15 protein-coding genes and 1 tRNA gene are annotated in these 17496 nt (G+C 28.3%); 1 reads left to right on the top strand and 15 read right to left on the bottom strand.

Annotated features, from left to right (window positions below; all coding sequences use genetic code 11):
• Window positions 1-67 precede the first annotated feature (67 nt).
• From JW646_RS12755 to polA, 11 genes are all read right to left on the bottom strand, one after another.
• Complete coding sequence (locus JW646_RS12755) at window positions 68-676, bottom strand: hypothetical protein (RefSeq protein WP_074914721.1); 609 nt, start codon at window positions 674-676, stop codon at window positions 68-70.
• A 317-nt stretch (window positions 677-993) separates the two neighbouring features.
• Complete coding sequence (locus tag JW646_RS12750) at window positions 994-1386, bottom strand: DUF3887 domain-containing protein (RefSeq protein ID WP_074914719.1); 393 nt, start codon at window positions 1384-1386, stop codon at window positions 994-996.
• Between the two features lies 1 nt (window position 1387).
• The gene (locus tag JW646_RS12745) at window positions 1388-2107 is read right to left on the bottom strand and encodes a YhfC family glutamic-type intramembrane protease (protein WP_228415379.1); all 720 of its coding nucleotides are present in this window, start codon (window positions 2105-2107) and stop codon (window positions 1388-1390) included.
• 19 nt (window positions 2108-2126) lie between these two features.
• Entirely contained in the window at window positions 2127-3437 is a 1311-nt protein-coding gene (locus JW646_RS12740) for a sensor histidine kinase (protein ID WP_228415378.1), read from the bottom strand.
• Window positions 3437-4153 carry a LytR/AlgR family response regulator transcription factor gene (locus JW646_RS12735; protein ID WP_228415377.1) on the bottom strand — a complete coding sequence of 239 codons (717 nt, stop codon included), beginning with the start codon at window positions 4151-4153 and terminating at the stop codon, window positions 3437-3439. The genes JW646_RS12740 and JW646_RS12735 overlap by 1 nt, the downstream gene beginning before the upstream one ends.
• A 345-nt stretch (window positions 4154-4498) precedes the next feature.
• Window positions 4499-4906: a bacteriohemerythrin gene (locus JW646_RS12730; RefSeq protein ID WP_228415376.1), complete on the bottom strand. Its 408-nt coding sequence runs from the start codon at window positions 4904-4906 to the stop codon at window positions 4499-4501.
• 261 nt (window positions 4907-5167) lie between these two features.
• On the bottom strand, window positions 5168-6196 hold the full coding sequence (locus JW646_RS12725; RefSeq protein ID WP_228415375.1) for a branched-chain amino acid aminotransferase: 1029 nt from the start codon (window positions 6194-6196) through the stop codon (window positions 5168-5170).
• A 145-nt stretch (window positions 6197-6341) separates the two neighbouring features.
• Window positions 6342-8021: an ABC transporter substrate-binding protein gene (locus tag JW646_RS12720; RefSeq protein WP_228415374.1), complete on the bottom strand. Its 1680-nt coding sequence runs from the start codon at window positions 8019-8021 to the stop codon at window positions 6342-6344.
• The gene (locus JW646_RS12715; protein ID WP_228415373.1) at window positions 8021-8578 is read right to left on the bottom strand and encodes a lytic transglycosylase domain-containing protein; all 558 of its coding nucleotides are present in this window, start codon (window positions 8576-8578) and stop codon (window positions 8021-8023) included. Before JW646_RS12715 ends, JW646_RS12720 begins: the two co-directional genes overlap by 1 nt.
• Window positions 8571-9173 carry a dephospho-CoA kinase gene (gene coaE, locus JW646_RS12710; RefSeq protein ID WP_074914704.1) on the bottom strand — a complete coding sequence of 201 codons (603 nt, stop codon included), beginning with the start codon at window positions 9171-9173 and terminating at the stop codon, window positions 8571-8573. The genes JW646_RS12715 and coaE overlap by 8 nt, the downstream gene beginning before the upstream one ends.
• 8 nt (window positions 9174-9181) lie before the next feature.
• A complete protein-coding gene (polA, locus tag JW646_RS12705; RefSeq protein WP_228415372.1) occupies window positions 9182-11836 on the bottom strand; it encodes a DNA polymerase I in 2655 nt (884 codons plus the stop codon).
• A gap of 272 nt (window positions 11837-12108) precedes the next feature.
• Between polA and JW646_RS12700 the strand changes: the two genes are divergently transcribed.
• Window positions 12109-12194, top strand: a tRNA-Leu gene (locus tag JW646_RS12700).
• A 49-nt stretch (window positions 12195-12243) separates the two neighbouring features.
• On the opposite strand, the gene JW646_RS12695 is transcribed toward JW646_RS12700, so the two are convergent.
• The 4 genes from JW646_RS12695 to JW646_RS12680 all read right to left on the bottom strand — a co-directional run bounded on the left by JW646_RS12695 (window position 12244) and on the right by JW646_RS12680 (window position 17495).
• Window positions 12244-13170, bottom strand: a complete 927-nt coding sequence (locus tag JW646_RS12695) for a DUF1848 domain-containing protein (protein ID WP_228415371.1) — start codon at window positions 13168-13170, stop codon at window positions 12244-12246.
• A gap of 229 nt (window positions 13171-13399) precedes the next feature.
• Window positions 13400-15421, bottom strand: a complete 2022-nt coding sequence (locus tag JW646_RS12690; RefSeq protein WP_228415370.1) for a methyl-accepting chemotaxis protein — start codon at window positions 15419-15421, stop codon at window positions 13400-13402.
• A 280-nt stretch (window positions 15422-15701) separates the two neighbouring features.
• Window positions 15702-16577, bottom strand: a complete 876-nt coding sequence (gene pdxS, locus JW646_RS12685; protein ID WP_074914648.1) for a pyridoxal 5'-phosphate synthase lyase subunit PdxS — start codon at window positions 16575-16577, stop codon at window positions 15702-15704.
• A gap of 96 nt (window positions 16578-16673) precedes the next feature.
• The gene (locus tag JW646_RS12680) at window positions 16674-17495 is read right to left on the bottom strand and encodes an alpha/beta hydrolase (RefSeq protein WP_228415369.1); all 822 of its coding nucleotides are present in this window, start codon (window positions 17493-17495) and stop codon (window positions 16674-16676) included.
• Window position 17496: the final 1 nt, after the last annotated feature.

The following is a 17496-nucleotide window of genomic DNA, read 5'->3' as shown; positions in this document are numbered from 1 at the left end:
AACTCCTTTTACACAATTTTTTTATATTATCGCCCAAAAATTAAAGACGCCAATAGCGTCTTTAACTTTAATGACTTTTCTTTGCAACTTTCTCTTTTATTATATAATTAATTACTTTTTTTCTTATGTCTTCAGCAGAGTCTTCTTCTACTATTTTTATATTTAGAAGCTTTGCTATTGATTTCATATCTTCTCTAGTTTTTGATTTATAACTTTCTATTAAGTCTTTTTTTATTTTTTCAGGTTCTAATACATATTCTTGACTATTTCTTTTATAAAAAACATATTTTTTAGAGTATGACCCTCTATTGCCATAAATATGCTTTGAAACCTTTTTTAATATTTGATTGTAAGAATTTTTTTTATTTACACTTACTCCCAAGTAGTTAGCAAATTTTATTAACTCTCCTTTTGACTTAAATAGCTCTTGATTTCTAATAATTTTTGCTACTGAAACCATATTTTCTTGATATGCACCATTTTTTAATACTTTTAAATAGGTTTTTTGAATATTTGAGTCTTTACTTACTTTTTTTATATAATTATTTATGACTTTATCTATATTTCCTTCAAAGTATTTTTGTGCGCCTTTTTGAGATACATAATTTTCAAGTTCTTTGTGGGCCATATCAAGTATCATATCTTTCAAATCTTCTTTATAATATCTAGATTCCATGATACCTCCCCCTTATTATCAACAATCTTATACTTACTTATTATATTCAAGTAATTTTAAATTGGTGAATTTGCTAAATATTTTCTATCTATGGTTTATTTAATTATATGATTTTTATTGAAAATTATTAAATTGTTTTGAATTTATGTATAAACTATTTTGTTTTGGTAAAACTAGTACTATAAAATCAAACATACTCAATCTCCCCCATTTAGGCTTCTATTTTCCCCCATAAATAGAAGCCTTTTTTTTACAAAAAAGTACCTTATATAGTCAACTATGTTTTAACTGTATAAAGTACTTTATTATTTTATAATTTATTTAATATAAAATCCTGTGAGCTTCATATCTTTATTGTAGCTTATAGTAAATTTAACATTTCCATTTTCAAATTTAGATATAATTACCACTGTAGCTTGATCTCCATTTCCTACTACTGCTTCTTTATCAAAAGAATGAAATTTTCCCAAATCTTTAGCCATAGGTTCCCAAACTTCTTTTATTTTTTCCGTTACTCCTGCATCTATTAATTCTTTTCCTGACATTTCTTTTATTTTGTCGTATTCCTCATTACATAACCGTTGAATAACTTCTTTTGTAGTTGTCTTTAACTCCTCTTCATTAAAATCATCACTTAATTTGTTTGAAGAACACCCTCCTAACATTACACAACCTAAAGTTATCATTAAAAGTAATCTTAATTTTTTCATTTTACTCCTCCATTTTAGTAAACCTCAATTTTAATTTATATATTAAATATAAAAAGACTAACCCCCAAATCAGTACATATATTTCAATCCCTATAGTTTTCATATTAAATATTTGTGATAAAATACCTATTCCCCCATCTATTATTCCATGAAGGATAATAGCAATAAATAGATAAGAAATTTTGTTTAGTCTTACAGAATATAATACAATTATGGAAAATCCCACATGTACACTTAGTACAAATAACCTTTCCATTCCTATCATAAAAGCATTTATTATACTCAAACTTGAAGCTTCAAGTAAATTATGACTAAATAAAAGAATAACTGCATTTATTCCTACTATAAATAATGCCTCTATCCCCCAATGTCCAAAACCAAAGCTAAGTCCATCATCATATTTTTGATTATTTTTCAGGAAATATTTAAATCCTATATATCTCCCTACTTCTTCAAAAATACCTGCAGTCAATCCTAAAAAAATACTATGCAAATAAGGATTTAAACTTAGTCTCATATACCAAATTTGATTTGGAAACACATAAGATAATAAGGGTAGTCTTAATATGATTTGAGATATAAAAAAAACTAAAACACCTACTATAAAAGGTTTTAGTTTTTGTTTTTTGCAAAACATGTAGTAAATAAGCATTACTATTGGAACCACAAATGAAATTATAGCACTTATTACTAAACCTATTTTAGTTCCTAATTCAATCACTTTATTCACTTCCTAACTATTAATTTGGAATTACAATATTGACTTTAAATTCATCTTCATTAAAATCAATGACTAAACTTCCTTCATATTTTTCCAAAGTCTTTCTTATATTTTCTAAACCTAAACCATCATGGTTAATTTTTGTGCTTTTAATTTTATTATTTTTCATAATTGGTTTTTCTTTAATGGAATTCACTATATTTATAACTATAAAATCATTAAATTTATTCACATGAAATTTTATATAGCTGTTATCTTCCACTTTTTTTGCTGCTTCTATAGAATTATCCAAAAGGTTTGCAAATATTGTTGTAATATCAATTTCTCTTATAAAGCCAAGATCTATCTCTCCTATTTTACAATCAAAATCTATGTTAGTTTTTTTTATAATTTGATATTTATCATTTAAGATAATATTTAATATTCTATTACTTGTATAATACTTTTGATTTAATTCGTTTAACATTAGATGAATATCATTTGTATATTTCTTAGCCAAGTCTTCTTCTTTATTTTCATACAACCTTTCTATAGATTGTAAGTGATTTCTTACATCGTGAATTAGTTTACGAGATTCTTTATATTTATTTTCCAAATTATCATAATACTTGTGTTGTAGCTCACTTTGTTGATGATACAATTTAACTTCATTTTGCAAAGTATTGTTCTTTGATACAGTATCAAAAATATGAGTTACATATATATTTAAAATCAATATTAAAACTACGTTTGCAACTAGTAAAACACTTTCTACAAATCCAGCATATAGTTGCAATAAGTAAACTAGGGTCATTATATAAATTACGCTAAATAAAGGAATAACTAAAAAAGTAAAACTCTGAATTTTGCTTATAATTTTAGCTTCTCGTCTATTTATGAAATTTGTAAAAAGTTTTATGTAAACATATTCTATAATTCTAATTAAAAATACTACTGTTATTTGTAAATAAGCTAAACTGGAAAAATGAAATCCTCCATAAGATATTACAAAAGAGATAAAGAAACTAACCAATAAGTCTACAAATAAAAAACAAAGAGCAAATATACAATAATATAATAAATAAAGTTTTGAATCATTATATAAAAAATGTCCTATTATCAATATTCCACTTAAAAATGCAATCATATTTACTAAAATACTTCCTGATAAGGCACTACATGATAAGGCAATATTAAATAGTACAAATGCAAATATATAACCTATCTTTTTTCTATATATATTTCTATCTACTTTTTTCATAAAATCAAAGCAAGCATAAACAATAAATACACTTCCTATGATTGGCAATATTAAGTATGCAATTAGGTCAATATAACTATTAATTTCCACTACCTCCTTATCTGTTTCTCAATATGAATACTAAGATAAATATTGAGAGCATTTCTAAACTCACTTGATTTTTTTTGAGATAAAGGTATTACACTTTCATCCATCATATAAATGTCATAACCTTTGATAGATTTCACATTATACAAATTTACTACAAAGCTTTTATGAGGCATTTCAAAACCAAAGCTTTTCATTTTATCGCTTATGGCTGAAATTTTATCTTTTATGATATGAGTTTTTTCACTTGTTCTCAAAAGTATTTTTCTAGATGCATATTCAAAATAATATATTTTCTTTACATCTATTCTTACTAATCCACCTTCTGTCATAAAGTCTATTAAAAATTCTTCCTCTTCTTTTATATAGGATAAAGCTTCATCAAGTTGTTCATGAAGATCTTTTTCCTTAATGGGTTTTACTAAATAACCAAAAGCGTGAACACTAAAAGCAGAAGATGTGTAGTCTGTATAATTTGTTACATAAATTATTTTTACTTTTTTATCGTAAATCCTAATTTTTTTAGCCGTTTCTATTCCATTAATCCCACCCATATCTATGTCTAAAAATATAATGTCAAACTTCTCTTCACTTTCTAACAATTCTTCTCCACTTTTGTATGAGTATATTTGCAAATCTTTTATTTTGTAATTTTCTATTTTTTCTTTCGTATGATTAAGGATGATTAAATCATCATCACAAATAGCTATTTTAATCATTAATAGTTCCCTCTCCCCTTGCTTATTTTCATTATATGTGCTTAAAAAATATAATATCAATAAGTCTGCTTAAGGTATAGTATTTTATACATAAGTTACAGTTAAATTAAATATAAATATTTTGTGAACAATAAATTCTTATATAAAAAATTCGCTTCACTCATGTCGCCAACGAGATGCCTTCGCTATCGCTTCAGGCAACTCCGTTGCTCAAAGATACATTTTTACACTTTCTAAATGAGTTGATATAACTTAATTCCAGAGTTTATCATCAGCGTAAATTCAACTATAATTTCCTAACATGTAAAAAATACCTAGAGAACTTCTCTAGGTATTTTCATTAAATTATTTTGATTTACTTTTTATATGTTGTGCAACTTTCACATCTTCTCTTTTTATATGATTAATTATCCAATTACCAACTTTACTATTGATTTCCCCAACCAAAACAATACTTGAACCCTCTGCCAAAAGTTTTTTATGTATACTTTCAACTTGTTCCACAAAATGTTTATGATATTTTTTATGATTATTATAGTCAGGGTAGCTATATTTCATTTGTAAAGCCTCTTCATGAGCAAAATGTGTTTTTGTATAAGAAGATAAAAATTTAACTGTTTTTTCCAATTCAGCTCTACCTTTCCCCTTACTGCAAGCTTCTAACAAATCATTAATTGCTTTTATTAATTCTTTGTGTTCTGTATCAATTTGCATATTCCCTGTTAGTAAATCATCTGACCATTTATACGCCATTTTTCTCCCTCTCAATCCATAATTATTTTGTAAAATGTTACCAAAATGATAGCATTATATTTTAATAAAGTCAATTATACGTCATAAAATCACTATATTTTACATTGTAATTACAGAATTTATAATCTAATGTTTTTATATGAATACATTTTTAGTTCTAATTATGCAATAAAAAACTATTTTGAACCTTGCCTAAAGACAAATGCATTCAAAATAGTTTTCATAACAAATATTTTTATCTTAATGTTTTTATATTTTCAATTACTCAGATATTACTTTAATCCAACCTTCTGGTGCTTCTATTTTACCCATTTGTATTCCTGTTAATGTATCGTATAATTTCTTACAAATTGGTCCCATTTCAGTGACTCCATTTGAGAAGCATATTTCTTCACCCTTATGTGTTACTTTCCCAACTGGTGATAATACTGCTGCTGTTCCACATAAAGCACATTCTGTAAAATCTTTTAACTCTTCCACATCTACTTCTCTTTCTTCAACTTCTAGTCCAAGGTATTCTTTTGCTACATACATTAAAGAGCGACGTGTTATTGATGGTAATATAGTATCAGATTTTGGCGTAACTATCTTTTTATCCTTTGTTACAAATATAAAGTTCGCTCCACCTGTTTCTTCAACCTTTGTTCTTGTTTGTGCATCTAGATACATATTTTCATCAAATCCATTTTCATGAGCAACTTGAAGTGGGTGTAAACTCATAGCATAATTAAGTCCTGCTTTTACATGACCTGTACCATGAGGTGCTGCTCTATCAAAATCACTTACACATATACTAAGTGGCTTAACTCCTCCCTTAAAATACGGCCCAACAGGCGTTGTGAATACTCTGAATTGGAACTTAGTATCTGGTTTAACTCCTATAACTGATCCACTTCCAAATATATATGGTCTTATATATAATGTACCCCCGCTTCCAAATGGTGGTACAAAATCAATATTTGCCAACACCACTTGTTCTATTGCATCTAAAAACTTTTCATGTGATATTATCGGCATATGCAGTCTTCTTGCTGAGTCTGCCAAACGTTCAGCATTAAGGTCAGGCCTAAATATAACTACCTTTCCTTCCTCTGTTCTGTAAGCTTTTAAACCTTCAAAGCAAGTCTGTGCATATTGTAAAACCCCTGCACATTCATTAATAACAACATTTGAATCTTCTGTTAAAATTCCTTCATCCCAAGTTCCATGCTCATAATTAGATACATATCTCTTAGCAGTTTGTCTATAATCAAACCCTAAGTTTTTCCAATCTAGGTTTATATTTCCCATGTTGCCCCTCCTAAATCTATTTTTTAAGTCCTTTATATTATAATACATCTATCTTTTTAATACAATTTATAGATTCCCAAAATAAAAAAGGAATATTTATGTAAATATTCCTTTTTTATTTATATCTATTTATCTTATTTTTAGTTTATTTACTCATTTGTAAGTTGGAAATTCCTTTATAAATATCGAAATCATTAGGATGAATAGTTCCCTCAAGTCTCTTATTAGATACTATAAAATTATCTAGTATTCCTAAAGATATAAATGAAGCTTTTTCAGCCACATGTTTTTGAATTTGATCATATATTTTTTTAGTTTCATCCTCTGAATTAGAATTTCCCAAAGACTTAATATATGTGGATATTTCCTTATCTTTTATATTGCACGATTCCAGTATATCTCTAGCATCTGGAATACTTGATAAAGAGTAACCAACTACTGCTAAATCATAGTTTTTAGAATCAATAGCTTTAGTTAAGTCTTTTTCATTTAATTCTTTAATCTCACTTTTAATTCCTATTGAGGCTAAATTTTGTCTTATAATGTTTGCTACCTTTATTCTTTCACCGTTACTGTTAGATACTACGATGTTTAATTCTACTTGATTTAATACTTCTTTCATTTCTTTTTTTGAAAGCTCTGAGTTAGAAGATGACCCTGTAGAATTATCCTCTATTACACCTTGTAAGTTTTGTGAATTTTGCTTACTTGACTCAGCTTGTTTTTTCGATTCTAAAGATTCATTTACTGATTTAAGTCCCTCAGTTAAGTATTCTATGGCCTTTTCTTTATTAAATGCTAAGTTATTAATGTTTTTATTGTAATATTTACTAGTTGTATTAAGAGGGAAATATGATAAAGTTGCATTTCCTATATAAGCTTCTTTCAAAAGTTTCTCTCTATCTATGGCAGAAATTATGGCTTTTCTAAAACTAACATTTTTTAGAAATTCATTATCGTAATTAAATATAACCATTTCGTAGTCTCTACCTTCATAGTTAGTAACATTAAACTCTTTCTTTTTCTCAAACTTACTTAATTCTGATAGATCTATGCTCGCAATATCACTATCTAGGGCAAGGACCATCTCTGTTTGTGACTCCTTATCAGGAACTAGTTTCACAAATATTTCTTTTCTATTTTCTGGTAACTTATTAAAATATTTTTCGTTTCTCTCAAGTATAATATATTTTCTATCAACATAGTCTTTTATTTTATAAGGTCCATTTCCTAAAAGGTTGTACTTATACTGACTTATTTCATCAGTGTTTAAGTTACCTAACCTTTCCTTCGAAACAATAGGGAAAGTTAATTTGTCTATTACAAAAGGATCATTTTCTTTCAAATTAATAGTAAAATTCTTACTGTCACTTATATGTATTGACTCAATGTTTTTTACTAAGTCTGAGTAAGGACTATCATTAGTTTTTTTAATTAAATCAACTGTAAAGCTAACATCACTAGAAGTTACCTCTTTATTATTGTGCCAAGTAGCATCATGATTTAATTCAATATTTATACTCTTTCCATCTGATGACTTTGTATATTTTTCAACTAACCTTTGTTCCACATTGTAATTCTCGTCAATTTCAAATAAACCATCATAAATTAAATTCATTATGTATCCTACTGATTTATCTTTGTTTAGTAGGGGATTTATAGTAGTTGGAAATAACATTGTCAAATGAATATAGTTAGACTCTTGAATATTCAACTCATTTATCTCATCATTATTATTTTTGTTTTCTTTTTCTTTAGAACATCCTACAGTTCCCAGAACTATGGTTAAAACTATTGCTAGAAGTTTTATTAATTTTTTCTTCATTAGTTCCTTCCTTCCTTGCTGTATAACATATTATATTGCTCATAATTTTTCTTTACTTTAATTACGTATTTATCAGTTTCAGAAAAAGGTATAGTATGTAAGTTTTCTCCGTCCTTACTAAACTCTTCATCTGATAGCCATTTTCTTACGTTTCCAGAACCACCATTGTATGCTGCCACTACTAAGTCAGTTTTGCCGAATTCTTTGTATAAAGTGTTGAGATACCAACAACCTATTCTTATGTTAGTTTCTGGATCATACACATCTATATCATCACTTAACTCCAATTCTTCTATTGCCCAATCTTTTGTAACATCCGCAATTTGCATCAAACCTTTTGCACCTCTACGTGATAGTGCTTCTTCATTAAATTTACTTTCTGCTTTTATAATACTATAAACTAAATTTTCATCTAGATTATATTCCTCTGCGTATTTCTGTACATATGCAGAGTACTTTTTGGGATAGAGTAATGTTTTTATTCTTCCGCCTTCTAAATAAATCGCTCCGCCTAAGACTATAATAACAGATAAGATTATAATACTCTTCTTATACACTCCAATTCTCCTTTATATAATTCAAAAATGTAAAAGCCTTTTTCTTCAACTCGTCAATTGTACCTGAATTATCTATTATATAATCTGCATATTTCGCCTTATTTTCTTGACTCATTTGAGATTTTATTCTACTAAGTGCCTCCTCAGTAGAACAATTATCTCTATTTTTTATTCTTTCAATTTGTATATCTTCATTACAAGTAACTACTAGTAATTTATCAACAAAATTTAAATAATCTGACTCAACAAGTAGGGCTGCATCTAGTATTACTATTTTTTTATTCTGATTTTTATACTCATCAATTTGATTACTTACATTTTGCCTTATCATTGGATGAGTTAATTTGTTAAGTTGAATTAGTTTTTCATCATCATTAAATACTATTTTTCCTAAAGCCTTTCTATTTAAAGAACCATCTTGATTTTTTATATGGTTTCCAAAAGTATCATATACTTTCTTAAGTAATTTTTCATCATCATAAATTTGTCGTGCAATAATATCTGCATCAATTATATCTATATTTTCCTCAATAAATATTGCAGACAAACTACTTTTTCCACATCCAATATTTCCAGTTAATCCTAAAATAAGCATATTTTCACCTACTTAGTTTCATACCAAGAATCACCAACATTTAAATCCACATCTAAATGTACTTGTAAATTAACTGCGGATTCCATTTCTTCTTTTACTATTTTACTTACTTTATCTATCTCTTCTTCTACTGCCTCAACTATAAGTTCATCGTGTACTTGTAGTATTAGTTTTGATTTAAGTTGCTCATCTTTTAATCTATTATATACATTTACCATAGCTATTTTTATAATATCCGCTGCGCTTCCTTGAATAGGAGCATTCATGGCAAATCTTTCACCTTGTTTTCTCACCATAAAATTACTTGAGTTTATTTCTGGAATGTATCTTCTTCTGTTAAATTCAGTTAATACATAACCTTTTTCTTTTGCTTGTTCAATAACTTTATCCATAAAATCCTTTATGCTAGAGTAATTTGCAAAATAACTTTCTATATAAGCCTTGGCCTTTGCCACAGGTATATTTAGGTCTTGTGATAAGCCAAAATCTGTTTTACCATAAACTATACCAAAGTTTATAGCTTTAGCTTCACTTCTTTGTGTAGAGTTAACTTCATTTACATCAATACCAAATATTTGTGATGCTGTTTTTGAGTGAATATCTACATGATTTTGGAATGCTTCTATCATATGTTCGTCACCACTCATATGAGCTAATACTCTAAGCTCTACTTGAGAGTAATCTGCATCTACTAGTTTTGAGTTTTCATCAGCAATAAATACTTTTCTTATTTCTCTACCCATTTCTGTTTTAACAGGTATATTTTGTAGATTAGGCTCAGTAGATGATATTCTTCCTGTAGTTGTTATTGTTTGATTAAATGAAGAATGAATTCTACCGCTTATTGGATTGATTATATTGCTTAATCCTTCCACATATGTTGAGTTTAATTTAACTATTTGTCTATATTCAGTAATTTTGTCTATTATTTCATGTTTGTCCCTAAGTTTTTCTAATACATCTGCATTTGTAGAGTATCCTGTTTTAGTTTTCTTAATTACTGGTAATTCTAGCTTTTCAAATAATATGACTCCCAATTGTTTTGGTGAATTTATATTGAATTTTTCTCCAGCAAGTGAGAATATTTCTTCTTCTAAGTTTGCAATTATGTTTTTAAATTTATCACCAAGGTCTTTCAATTGATTTTTGTCAACTGCTATACCATAATATTCCATAGATCCTAATACTTCTACCAATGACATTTCCACATCATAGAATAAGTACTCCATATCCATATCTTTAAATGCTTTCTCCATAATTGGATATACATTATAAACTACGTTTATCATTTCTCCAAAATATTCACTTAATTCTTCCATGTCTAAATCCTGGAATTTCTTAGCTTTAGCTCCTTTTCCTAAGATTTCTTCTTGGGATTTCACCTTTTTAGTTAAATATTTCATAGCTATATCACTACATTCATAAGACGTAGATGATTTTGAATCTATTAAATATTCTCCTATGGCTATATCAAAGAAAATATTATTCATTTCCATATTGTATGATTTGAAAGCTAAGTAATCATCTTTTAAATTGTAACCTATTTTCTTAATTTCTTCATTAGAAATTATCTCTTTTATTAATTCTAATTCTTCACCACTTAAGTAATAAATATCTGTTCCACTTGAGCTTACAAATACATATTGTATATTTTTATCTAATATGTTTCCTACTTTTTTTACAGTTTTTATAAATAATTTATTGGTTTTTTCAAGCTCTTTTTTAAATTCTTCAACATTATCTAAGTGATTAATATTTAGATCTATCTTTTCTTCTACAGCAGATTCCTCACTTCCCGAATCCATAGATAGCACTTGTTTTATTAGCGTGTTAAATCCAAATTTTTTAAACTCTTCTATTACTGCATTTTTATCATAATCTCCAAAAGATAATTCATCTAGAGTTACTTCAATAGGTACATCTCTTATAATTGTGGCAAGTTTTTTACTAAATACAGCTTGCTCTTTATTTTCTTCTATTTTTTTCTTAACACTTCCTTTTAGTTGTTCAGTGTTTTCTATTAAATTTTCAACAGAAGAGAACTCTTTTATAAGTTTTATACCTGTTTTTTCTCCTATACCTGGAACCCCTGGTATATTGTCTGATTTATCTCCCATTAAACCTTTTAAGTCTATAAATTGTGTAGGAGTCATTTCATATCTTTCTAGAACTGAATCATAGTTGTATTCTTCCACTTCCCCTACACCTTTTTTAGTAATTAATGTGGTTGTTTTGTTTGATGCAAGTTGTATAGCATCTTTATCTCCTGTAACTATGTATACTTTAAAGTCGTTATCTTCTCCCATTTTTGAAACTGTACCAATTAAATCATCAGCCTCATATCCTGCCATTTCCATTCTATGAATATTAAAAGTATCTAATAATTCTTTTAATGGCTCTAATTGTTGACCAAGTTCATCTGGCATCTTTTTTCTTCCTGCTTTATATTCAGTAAATTCCTTATGTCTAAATGTTGGGGCTTTCATATCGAAAGCAACACTTATGTGAGTTGGTTTATAATCATCTATTATTTTAAATAACATTCTAGTAAAGCCATATATGGCATTAGTTTTTAATCCATCACTATTACTCATGTCTGGTAATGCATAAAATGCTCTATTTATTATCGAGTTTCCATCTATAATTATTAATCTTTTGTCCAAGTTTATCACTCCTATATTTTTCAATATTATATATTTATATATCTTATTATATACCCATATATTATTATTTAATAATACCACAATAATCAAATTATATTAAGGTGTTTAATAAGAAAATCACCTTATCTTCATAATTATCAATCATAGTTTTTTTATGTGCACTGTTATATATACTTTACTTTTTTAAGTATCTTAAAACATTTTTATTATAATTAAATATATCTTTATACTTGATTTTAATTTAAGTCTTTGTTATAATTTAGTAATAATATGCCGGATTGGTGGAATGGCAGACGCGACGGACTCAAAATCCGTTGGTAGCAATACCGTGTGGGTTCGAGTCCCACATCCGGCACCAATGAAAAAGTAGTTACTAAGAATTTTTCTTTAGTAACTACTTTTTTTTATTAAAAAAACGAAATTTGATTATCTATATAACTATGCTGAATAGCCTCTTTAACAATATCACCTTCCATATAGTCTCCAATCAAAAACGGTGAGTTTTTATTATGCTCTCTAAAGTTATCCTTCACAATATCTTTACTATAATTAGCGTAACAATACAAACATCCATGGTAGCAAGTATTGTACATACCTATATCGTTGCCAAGCAAACAGTCACAACTTTCTCTGCTTCTCTTTTTCTTAGGTACTTTCAAGTTACTATGTATTGCCCTCTCTAATACAGGTTGTGTCATACATCCACTACAATCCACACCAAATTTAGATAATTCGTATCCTTCTGCACAAGTTTTTATCTTTATATTATTTTTATTGCCTATAGCAACAAATTCTCTTCCTATAATCTGACGTTCTTCTTTTGATACTTCTCTAACCCCATGAAAATTACGCTTTGTTTTTTCATATAGATCTATAAAACTAATAATACATTCCCCAGTATATCCAGAAAGGCTAGATGCCATTTTTTCAAAGTTTTCAATATGACTATTCAAGCTATATTTTTCTGAAATAAAAATAGGATCATACCTCCAAACAGTTTTCTCAGAACCTATTGTTGACGACAATTTTTTAAAACTTTTTATTACTCTTTCTTTATTTGGTACATTAGGTTCTATGTCTTTATCATAAGGAGTTATTGTAACAAACCAAAACTGGCCAAATTCTTTTAGTTTATCTAATCTAGAAATCATTGGTTCAGGATTCTTGGTGCAAAAGCAAATACAATCTACCACATGGGGAGTTATACTATATTTTGTAACTTGACTTGGATAGTATGGATTTCTAGCACAAACATATCCTTCTTTTATTCTATTATAAAACCAGTCACTAAAATAAGCTGGTATATCTGTTCTATTTCCTGTATTAATAATCATAAATTATTTATTTCCTCCATACTTTCCTTATGAAATTCTTTTATTTCTATCTTACCCCTACTTACACTTCATAATCTATTTGTTTTGAATTAAATTTACAAATGCTTGATGAACTCCTGTACTTGCTAAGCCTAAGTGCCAAAAAAGACTAAAGGAATTAATCTCCTTTAGCCTTTTAAATTTCTATTTATTTAAAACTTAACTAAAAATAATTTACTTTATTTTTATGTTAGTTTGTCTCATCATCAATTTTAAATTGTGATGCAATTGCTCGAAGGTCTTCAGCTTGCTTAGATAAATCATTACTTGCAGCTGAACTTTCTTCAGATGTTGATACATTTGTTTGAACAACATTACTTATTTCTTCAATACCTTCTAATGTTTGTTTTAGAGCTGTAGCTTGCTCAGAAGATTCATCTGATATCTCATCTATTAGTTTTACTGATTCAGATACACCTTGTAATACTTCTACAAGCATTTCTCCTGTTTTATTAGCTATTTTATTTCCATTTTCTACAGCCTTAATAGATTCTTCAATTAAGTGAGTAGTTTCTTTTGCTGCATCTGCTGATTTTGTTGCTAGATTTCTTACTTCATCAGCCACCACGGCAAATCCTTTACCTGCTTCTCCAGCTCTAGATGCTTCTACTGCTGCATTTAAAGCTAATATATTTGTTTGGAATGCAATGTCTTCAATAACTTTTATTACTTTGCCTATTTCTGATGATTTATTATTTATTTCAGTTATTGCCTCCATCATTTTTTGCATTTGATCATTACTTAAATTTGAAAGTTCTCCAACAGATTTAATTTGATCAGCAGCACCTAATGCATTTTCTGCATTTTTTGATACTCTATCAGATAAATCATTTACTGTAGATGTAAGCTCTTCTGTTGTATTTGCTTGATATAGGGCTCCATCTGCAAGAACCTGCGATGCTGTAGCTATTTCTCTTGAGCCTAATGCCACATTTTCTGATGTTTCTATTATTTGACCTATAGTATGTTTAAATATCTCAGAAAGCTGAATTAACGAATCTTTAATTTTTTCAAACTCTCCATCGTAATCTTGTTTTAAATCTATATTTAAGTCTCCTGTTGAGAATCTATTTAATGATTCTGCTATTTCGTCTATATAGACAATATACTCATTTAATCTTGTAACTAGTTTTTTCATTGATTCAGCTAATTTACCTGTTTCATCATTATTATCAATGTCAATTTCAGCATCTAGATTACCTTCTGCTAAATCTTCTGTAACTTCCATAAGCTTTTGAATTGGCGATACTATACTTTTTGTAACAAAATATATTACTACTAAAAGAATTATAATAGCTAATCCATAAACAAGCATCATATCTTTCTTTTCTTTTTTTACTAATGCATTATATCTATCTTCACTTATACTAAATATAGTTTTTAAGCCAGCATCTCTTACTGAATTTACAATTCCATAACGTATTTGCCCATTATCAGTATATTTTATAACTTTTTTACTAGGATTTTCTACTTCTTTTAACATAGTTTCGTCAAATCCTATTTGACTAACATTTTTAAGCAACTTATCATTATCTTTGCTTGCTAATACTTGTCCTGATCTAGATACAAGCATAGTGTACCCGTCTTTTCCAAATACTGTTTCGTTAGATGCTATTTTATTACTTAAAGTATCAAGTTGGATATCTAAAGCCGCCACCCCAACTATTTCTTTTCCATCTAAACTATATACTGGTGCCGCAAATGATACTATCATATTTCCAGAAATAACATCTTCAAATGGATCAGTTATTATATATCCATTTTTTATATCTTCTTCATTTGAAAACCAGTATTTTTTTGATTTTAAATCAAAGTTTTTATCTGAAACCCAGCTAGTACCATCAAATGCTAATGTGTCTTTAGCAGAACAAACATATGCCGTTGATATTTGTTCATCCTTTTCCGCCACAAATCCCAAATACTTATATGTATCTTTGAATGAAGATTTATCTTTATAGTTTTCTCTAGTAGCTTCCGTCAATGCTTGTCTTACAGACGTATTTCCTGCCATCTGAATTGCCATGGTTTTATATCTTGTGAAATATTCATTAATCTCAACCCCTAATTTATCTGTAGTTAGTGTTGAGATAGTTTCTTGAGAATCATCCACCATATTTAGTGTATTTTTTATTGAAATTCCACCTGAGATAATCATTGCTAAAATTGCTACTCCACCAATCATTACTAAAATTTTCGTCCTTATGCTTTTCATTTGCCTGTTCACCCTCCTCGGTTTTACCTACTTGAATAAATTATTTTTAATATGGCATTCACTTCCGCTTTAAATAATTTCCAAATATTACATATTATCTCCAAAGAAATTATACGGTTAAATTTATAAAAACTTAATACTTTAAATACAAAAAATCACTTACTTTTATAAAGCAAGTGATTTTTATTATTTTTCTATTTAAATATTAATTTTTACCATATCTACAAAGTACTTATGCTCTTCATAATCACCTTACATGGCTAGCACTCCAATTTTTATATTAGCAACCTCTAACTGCTAACAATTCTTTGTCTTCTAAAGTATTCACTGCTACACCACTCATCGCTCCACCTAAATCTTCTGATATTTGTGCTAACACTTTTGGGTTATTATAATTTGAAACAGCTTTTACTATGGCTTCTGCTCTTTTCTCCGGATTGTCTGACTTGAATATTCCTGACCCTACAAATACTCCATCACATCCTAGTTGCATCATTAATGCTGCATCTGCTGGTGTTGCAATGCCTCCTGCTGCAAAGTTTACTACTGGAAGTTTATTGTTTTCATGAACAAATTTAACTAAATCGTATGGTGCTCCCATTTCTTTAGCTGCATTCATTAACTCTTCTTCGCCCATAGATACTATTTTTCTAATTTGAGAAGTTACCGTTCTCATATGCTTAACTGCCTCAACTACATCTCCAGTACCTGCTTCACCTTTTGTTCTTATCATTGATGCACCTTCACCAATTCTTCTAAGAGCTTCTCCTAAGTTTCTTGCTCCACAAACAAAAGGAACTTCAAATTTAGTTTTTTCTATATGATAAACATTATCTGCCGGTGTTAAAACTTCACTTTCATCTATAAAATCTATTTCTAAAGCTTCAAGTATTTGTGCCTCTACAAAATGTCCTATTCTTACTTTTGCCATAACTGGTATGCTTACAGCTTCTTGAATTTCTTTTATCATTTTAGGATCTGACATTCTTGCCACTCCGCCTTCTTTTCTTATATCAGCTGGAACTCTCTCAAGTGCCATAACTGCACATGCTCCTGCATTTTGTGCTATTATTGCTTCTGCTGGATTAGTAACATCCATTATTACTCCACCTTTTAACATTTGTGCTAAATTTTTATTTAATACTTCTCTACTCATTAATTGTACCCATACATTTATTGTACTAAAAAAGCTAGAAAATGCATTACTTTAAATACATGTTCTAGCCTTAGTTTATACTTTATATTATAAAATTTATATTCTATCTTCCAACCAAGAATGTACATCTTCCAGTACCTTATCTTTATCAAATTCATTCATAATTTCATGATAGAGACCCGGATATACTTTTAAACTCTTATCTAAAGAAGATATCTGTTCATAAAGAATTTGTGAATCTTCTGATGAAACTATTTTATCATCTTCTCCATGTAATATATACACTGGGTATTCAAATTCATGCATATTTTCAGATATATATTTTACTGCCTTGTAGCATTCTTTATATATCTTTCCTAGTGTTACATGGCATACTAAAGGATCATTTTCGTAATCAGCTACTACTTTTTTATCAGTGCAAATTAAATCCCCTAAAGCATTTGGGATTTGTGCATCGTCTTCTACGTCTTTATTGCTTTCTAGTAGCTTGGCCTTATCAAGGGTAACTCCTGCAGATAAAATTATACCATCTACTATGTCTTTGTAATCTATTCCATATACTGTACTTATCATCCCACCCATACTGTGTCCTAGTACAAAAACCTTCTTGTCATCATTTTCCTTTTTAGCCATAGATACAATTTCATTAACATCCTTAGAAAAATTATTATAACTTTCTATGTATGTTCTTCTTCCTTCAGACTTTCCATGACCTTGATTATCAAATCTATAAACACTATATCCCCAATCATTTAATTTTGATACTACATAATCATATCTCCCTAAATGTTCTGCCAATCCATGTACTATTACTATTACTGCCCTTGCATCTTCAACTAAGTTTTTCTTTACAAAAAGTTCTATATTATTCTTATTTCTAAACATCATACTTTCATTTAAAGCTTTAGTTTGTCCCATG

It is taken from the genome of Terrisporobacter hibernicus (assembly GCF_020809405.1).
Classification (GTDB): domain Bacteria; phylum Bacillota; class Clostridia; order Peptostreptococcales; family Peptostreptococcaceae; genus Terrisporobacter; species Terrisporobacter petrolearius.
This window is presented reverse-complemented; position numbering and strand designations above follow the sequence as displayed.

Excerpts from the sequence above, each read along its gene's own strand:
- JW646_RS12755 (WP_074914721.1), bottom strand. The coding sequence starts at position 676 with ATGGAATCTAGATATTATAAAGAAGATTTGAAAGATATGATACTTGAT.
- JW646_RS12750 (WP_074914719.1), bottom strand. The coding sequence starts at position 1,386 with ATGAAAAAATTAAGATTACTTTTAATGATAACTTTAGGTTGTGTAATG.
- JW646_RS12735 (WP_228415377.1), bottom strand. The coding sequence starts at position 4,153 with ATGATTAAAATAGCTATTTGTGATGATGATTTAATCATCCTTAATCAT.
- JW646_RS12730 (WP_228415376.1), bottom strand. The coding sequence starts at position 4,906 with ATGGCGTATAAATGGTCAGATGATTTACTAACAGGGAATATGCAAATT.
- JW646_RS12725 (WP_228415375.1), bottom strand. The coding sequence starts at position 6,196 with ATGGGAAATATAAACCTAGATTGGAAAAACTTAGGGTTTGATTATAGA.
- JW646_RS12720 (WP_228415374.1), bottom strand. The coding sequence starts at position 8,021 with ATGAAGAAAAAATTAATAAAACTTCTAGCAATAGTTTTAACCATAGTT.
- coaE (WP_074914704.1), bottom strand. The coding sequence starts at position 9,173 with ATGCTTATTTTAGGATTAACTGGAAATATTGGATGTGGAAAAAGTAGT.
- JW646_RS12695 (WP_228415371.1), bottom strand. The coding sequence starts at position 13,170 with ATGATTATTAATACAGGAAATAGAACAGATATACCAGCTTATTTTAGT.
- JW646_RS12690 (WP_228415370.1), bottom strand. The coding sequence starts at position 15,421 with ATGAAAAGCATAAGGACGAAAATTTTAGTAATGATTGGTGGAGTAGCA.
- pdxS (WP_074914648.1), bottom strand. The coding sequence starts at position 16,577 with ATGAGTAGAGAAGTATTAAATAAAAATTTAGCACAAATGTTAAAAGGT.
- JW646_RS12680 (WP_228415369.1), bottom strand. The coding sequence starts at position 17,495 with ATGGGACAAACTAAAGCTTTAAATGAAAGTATGATGTTTAGAAATAAG.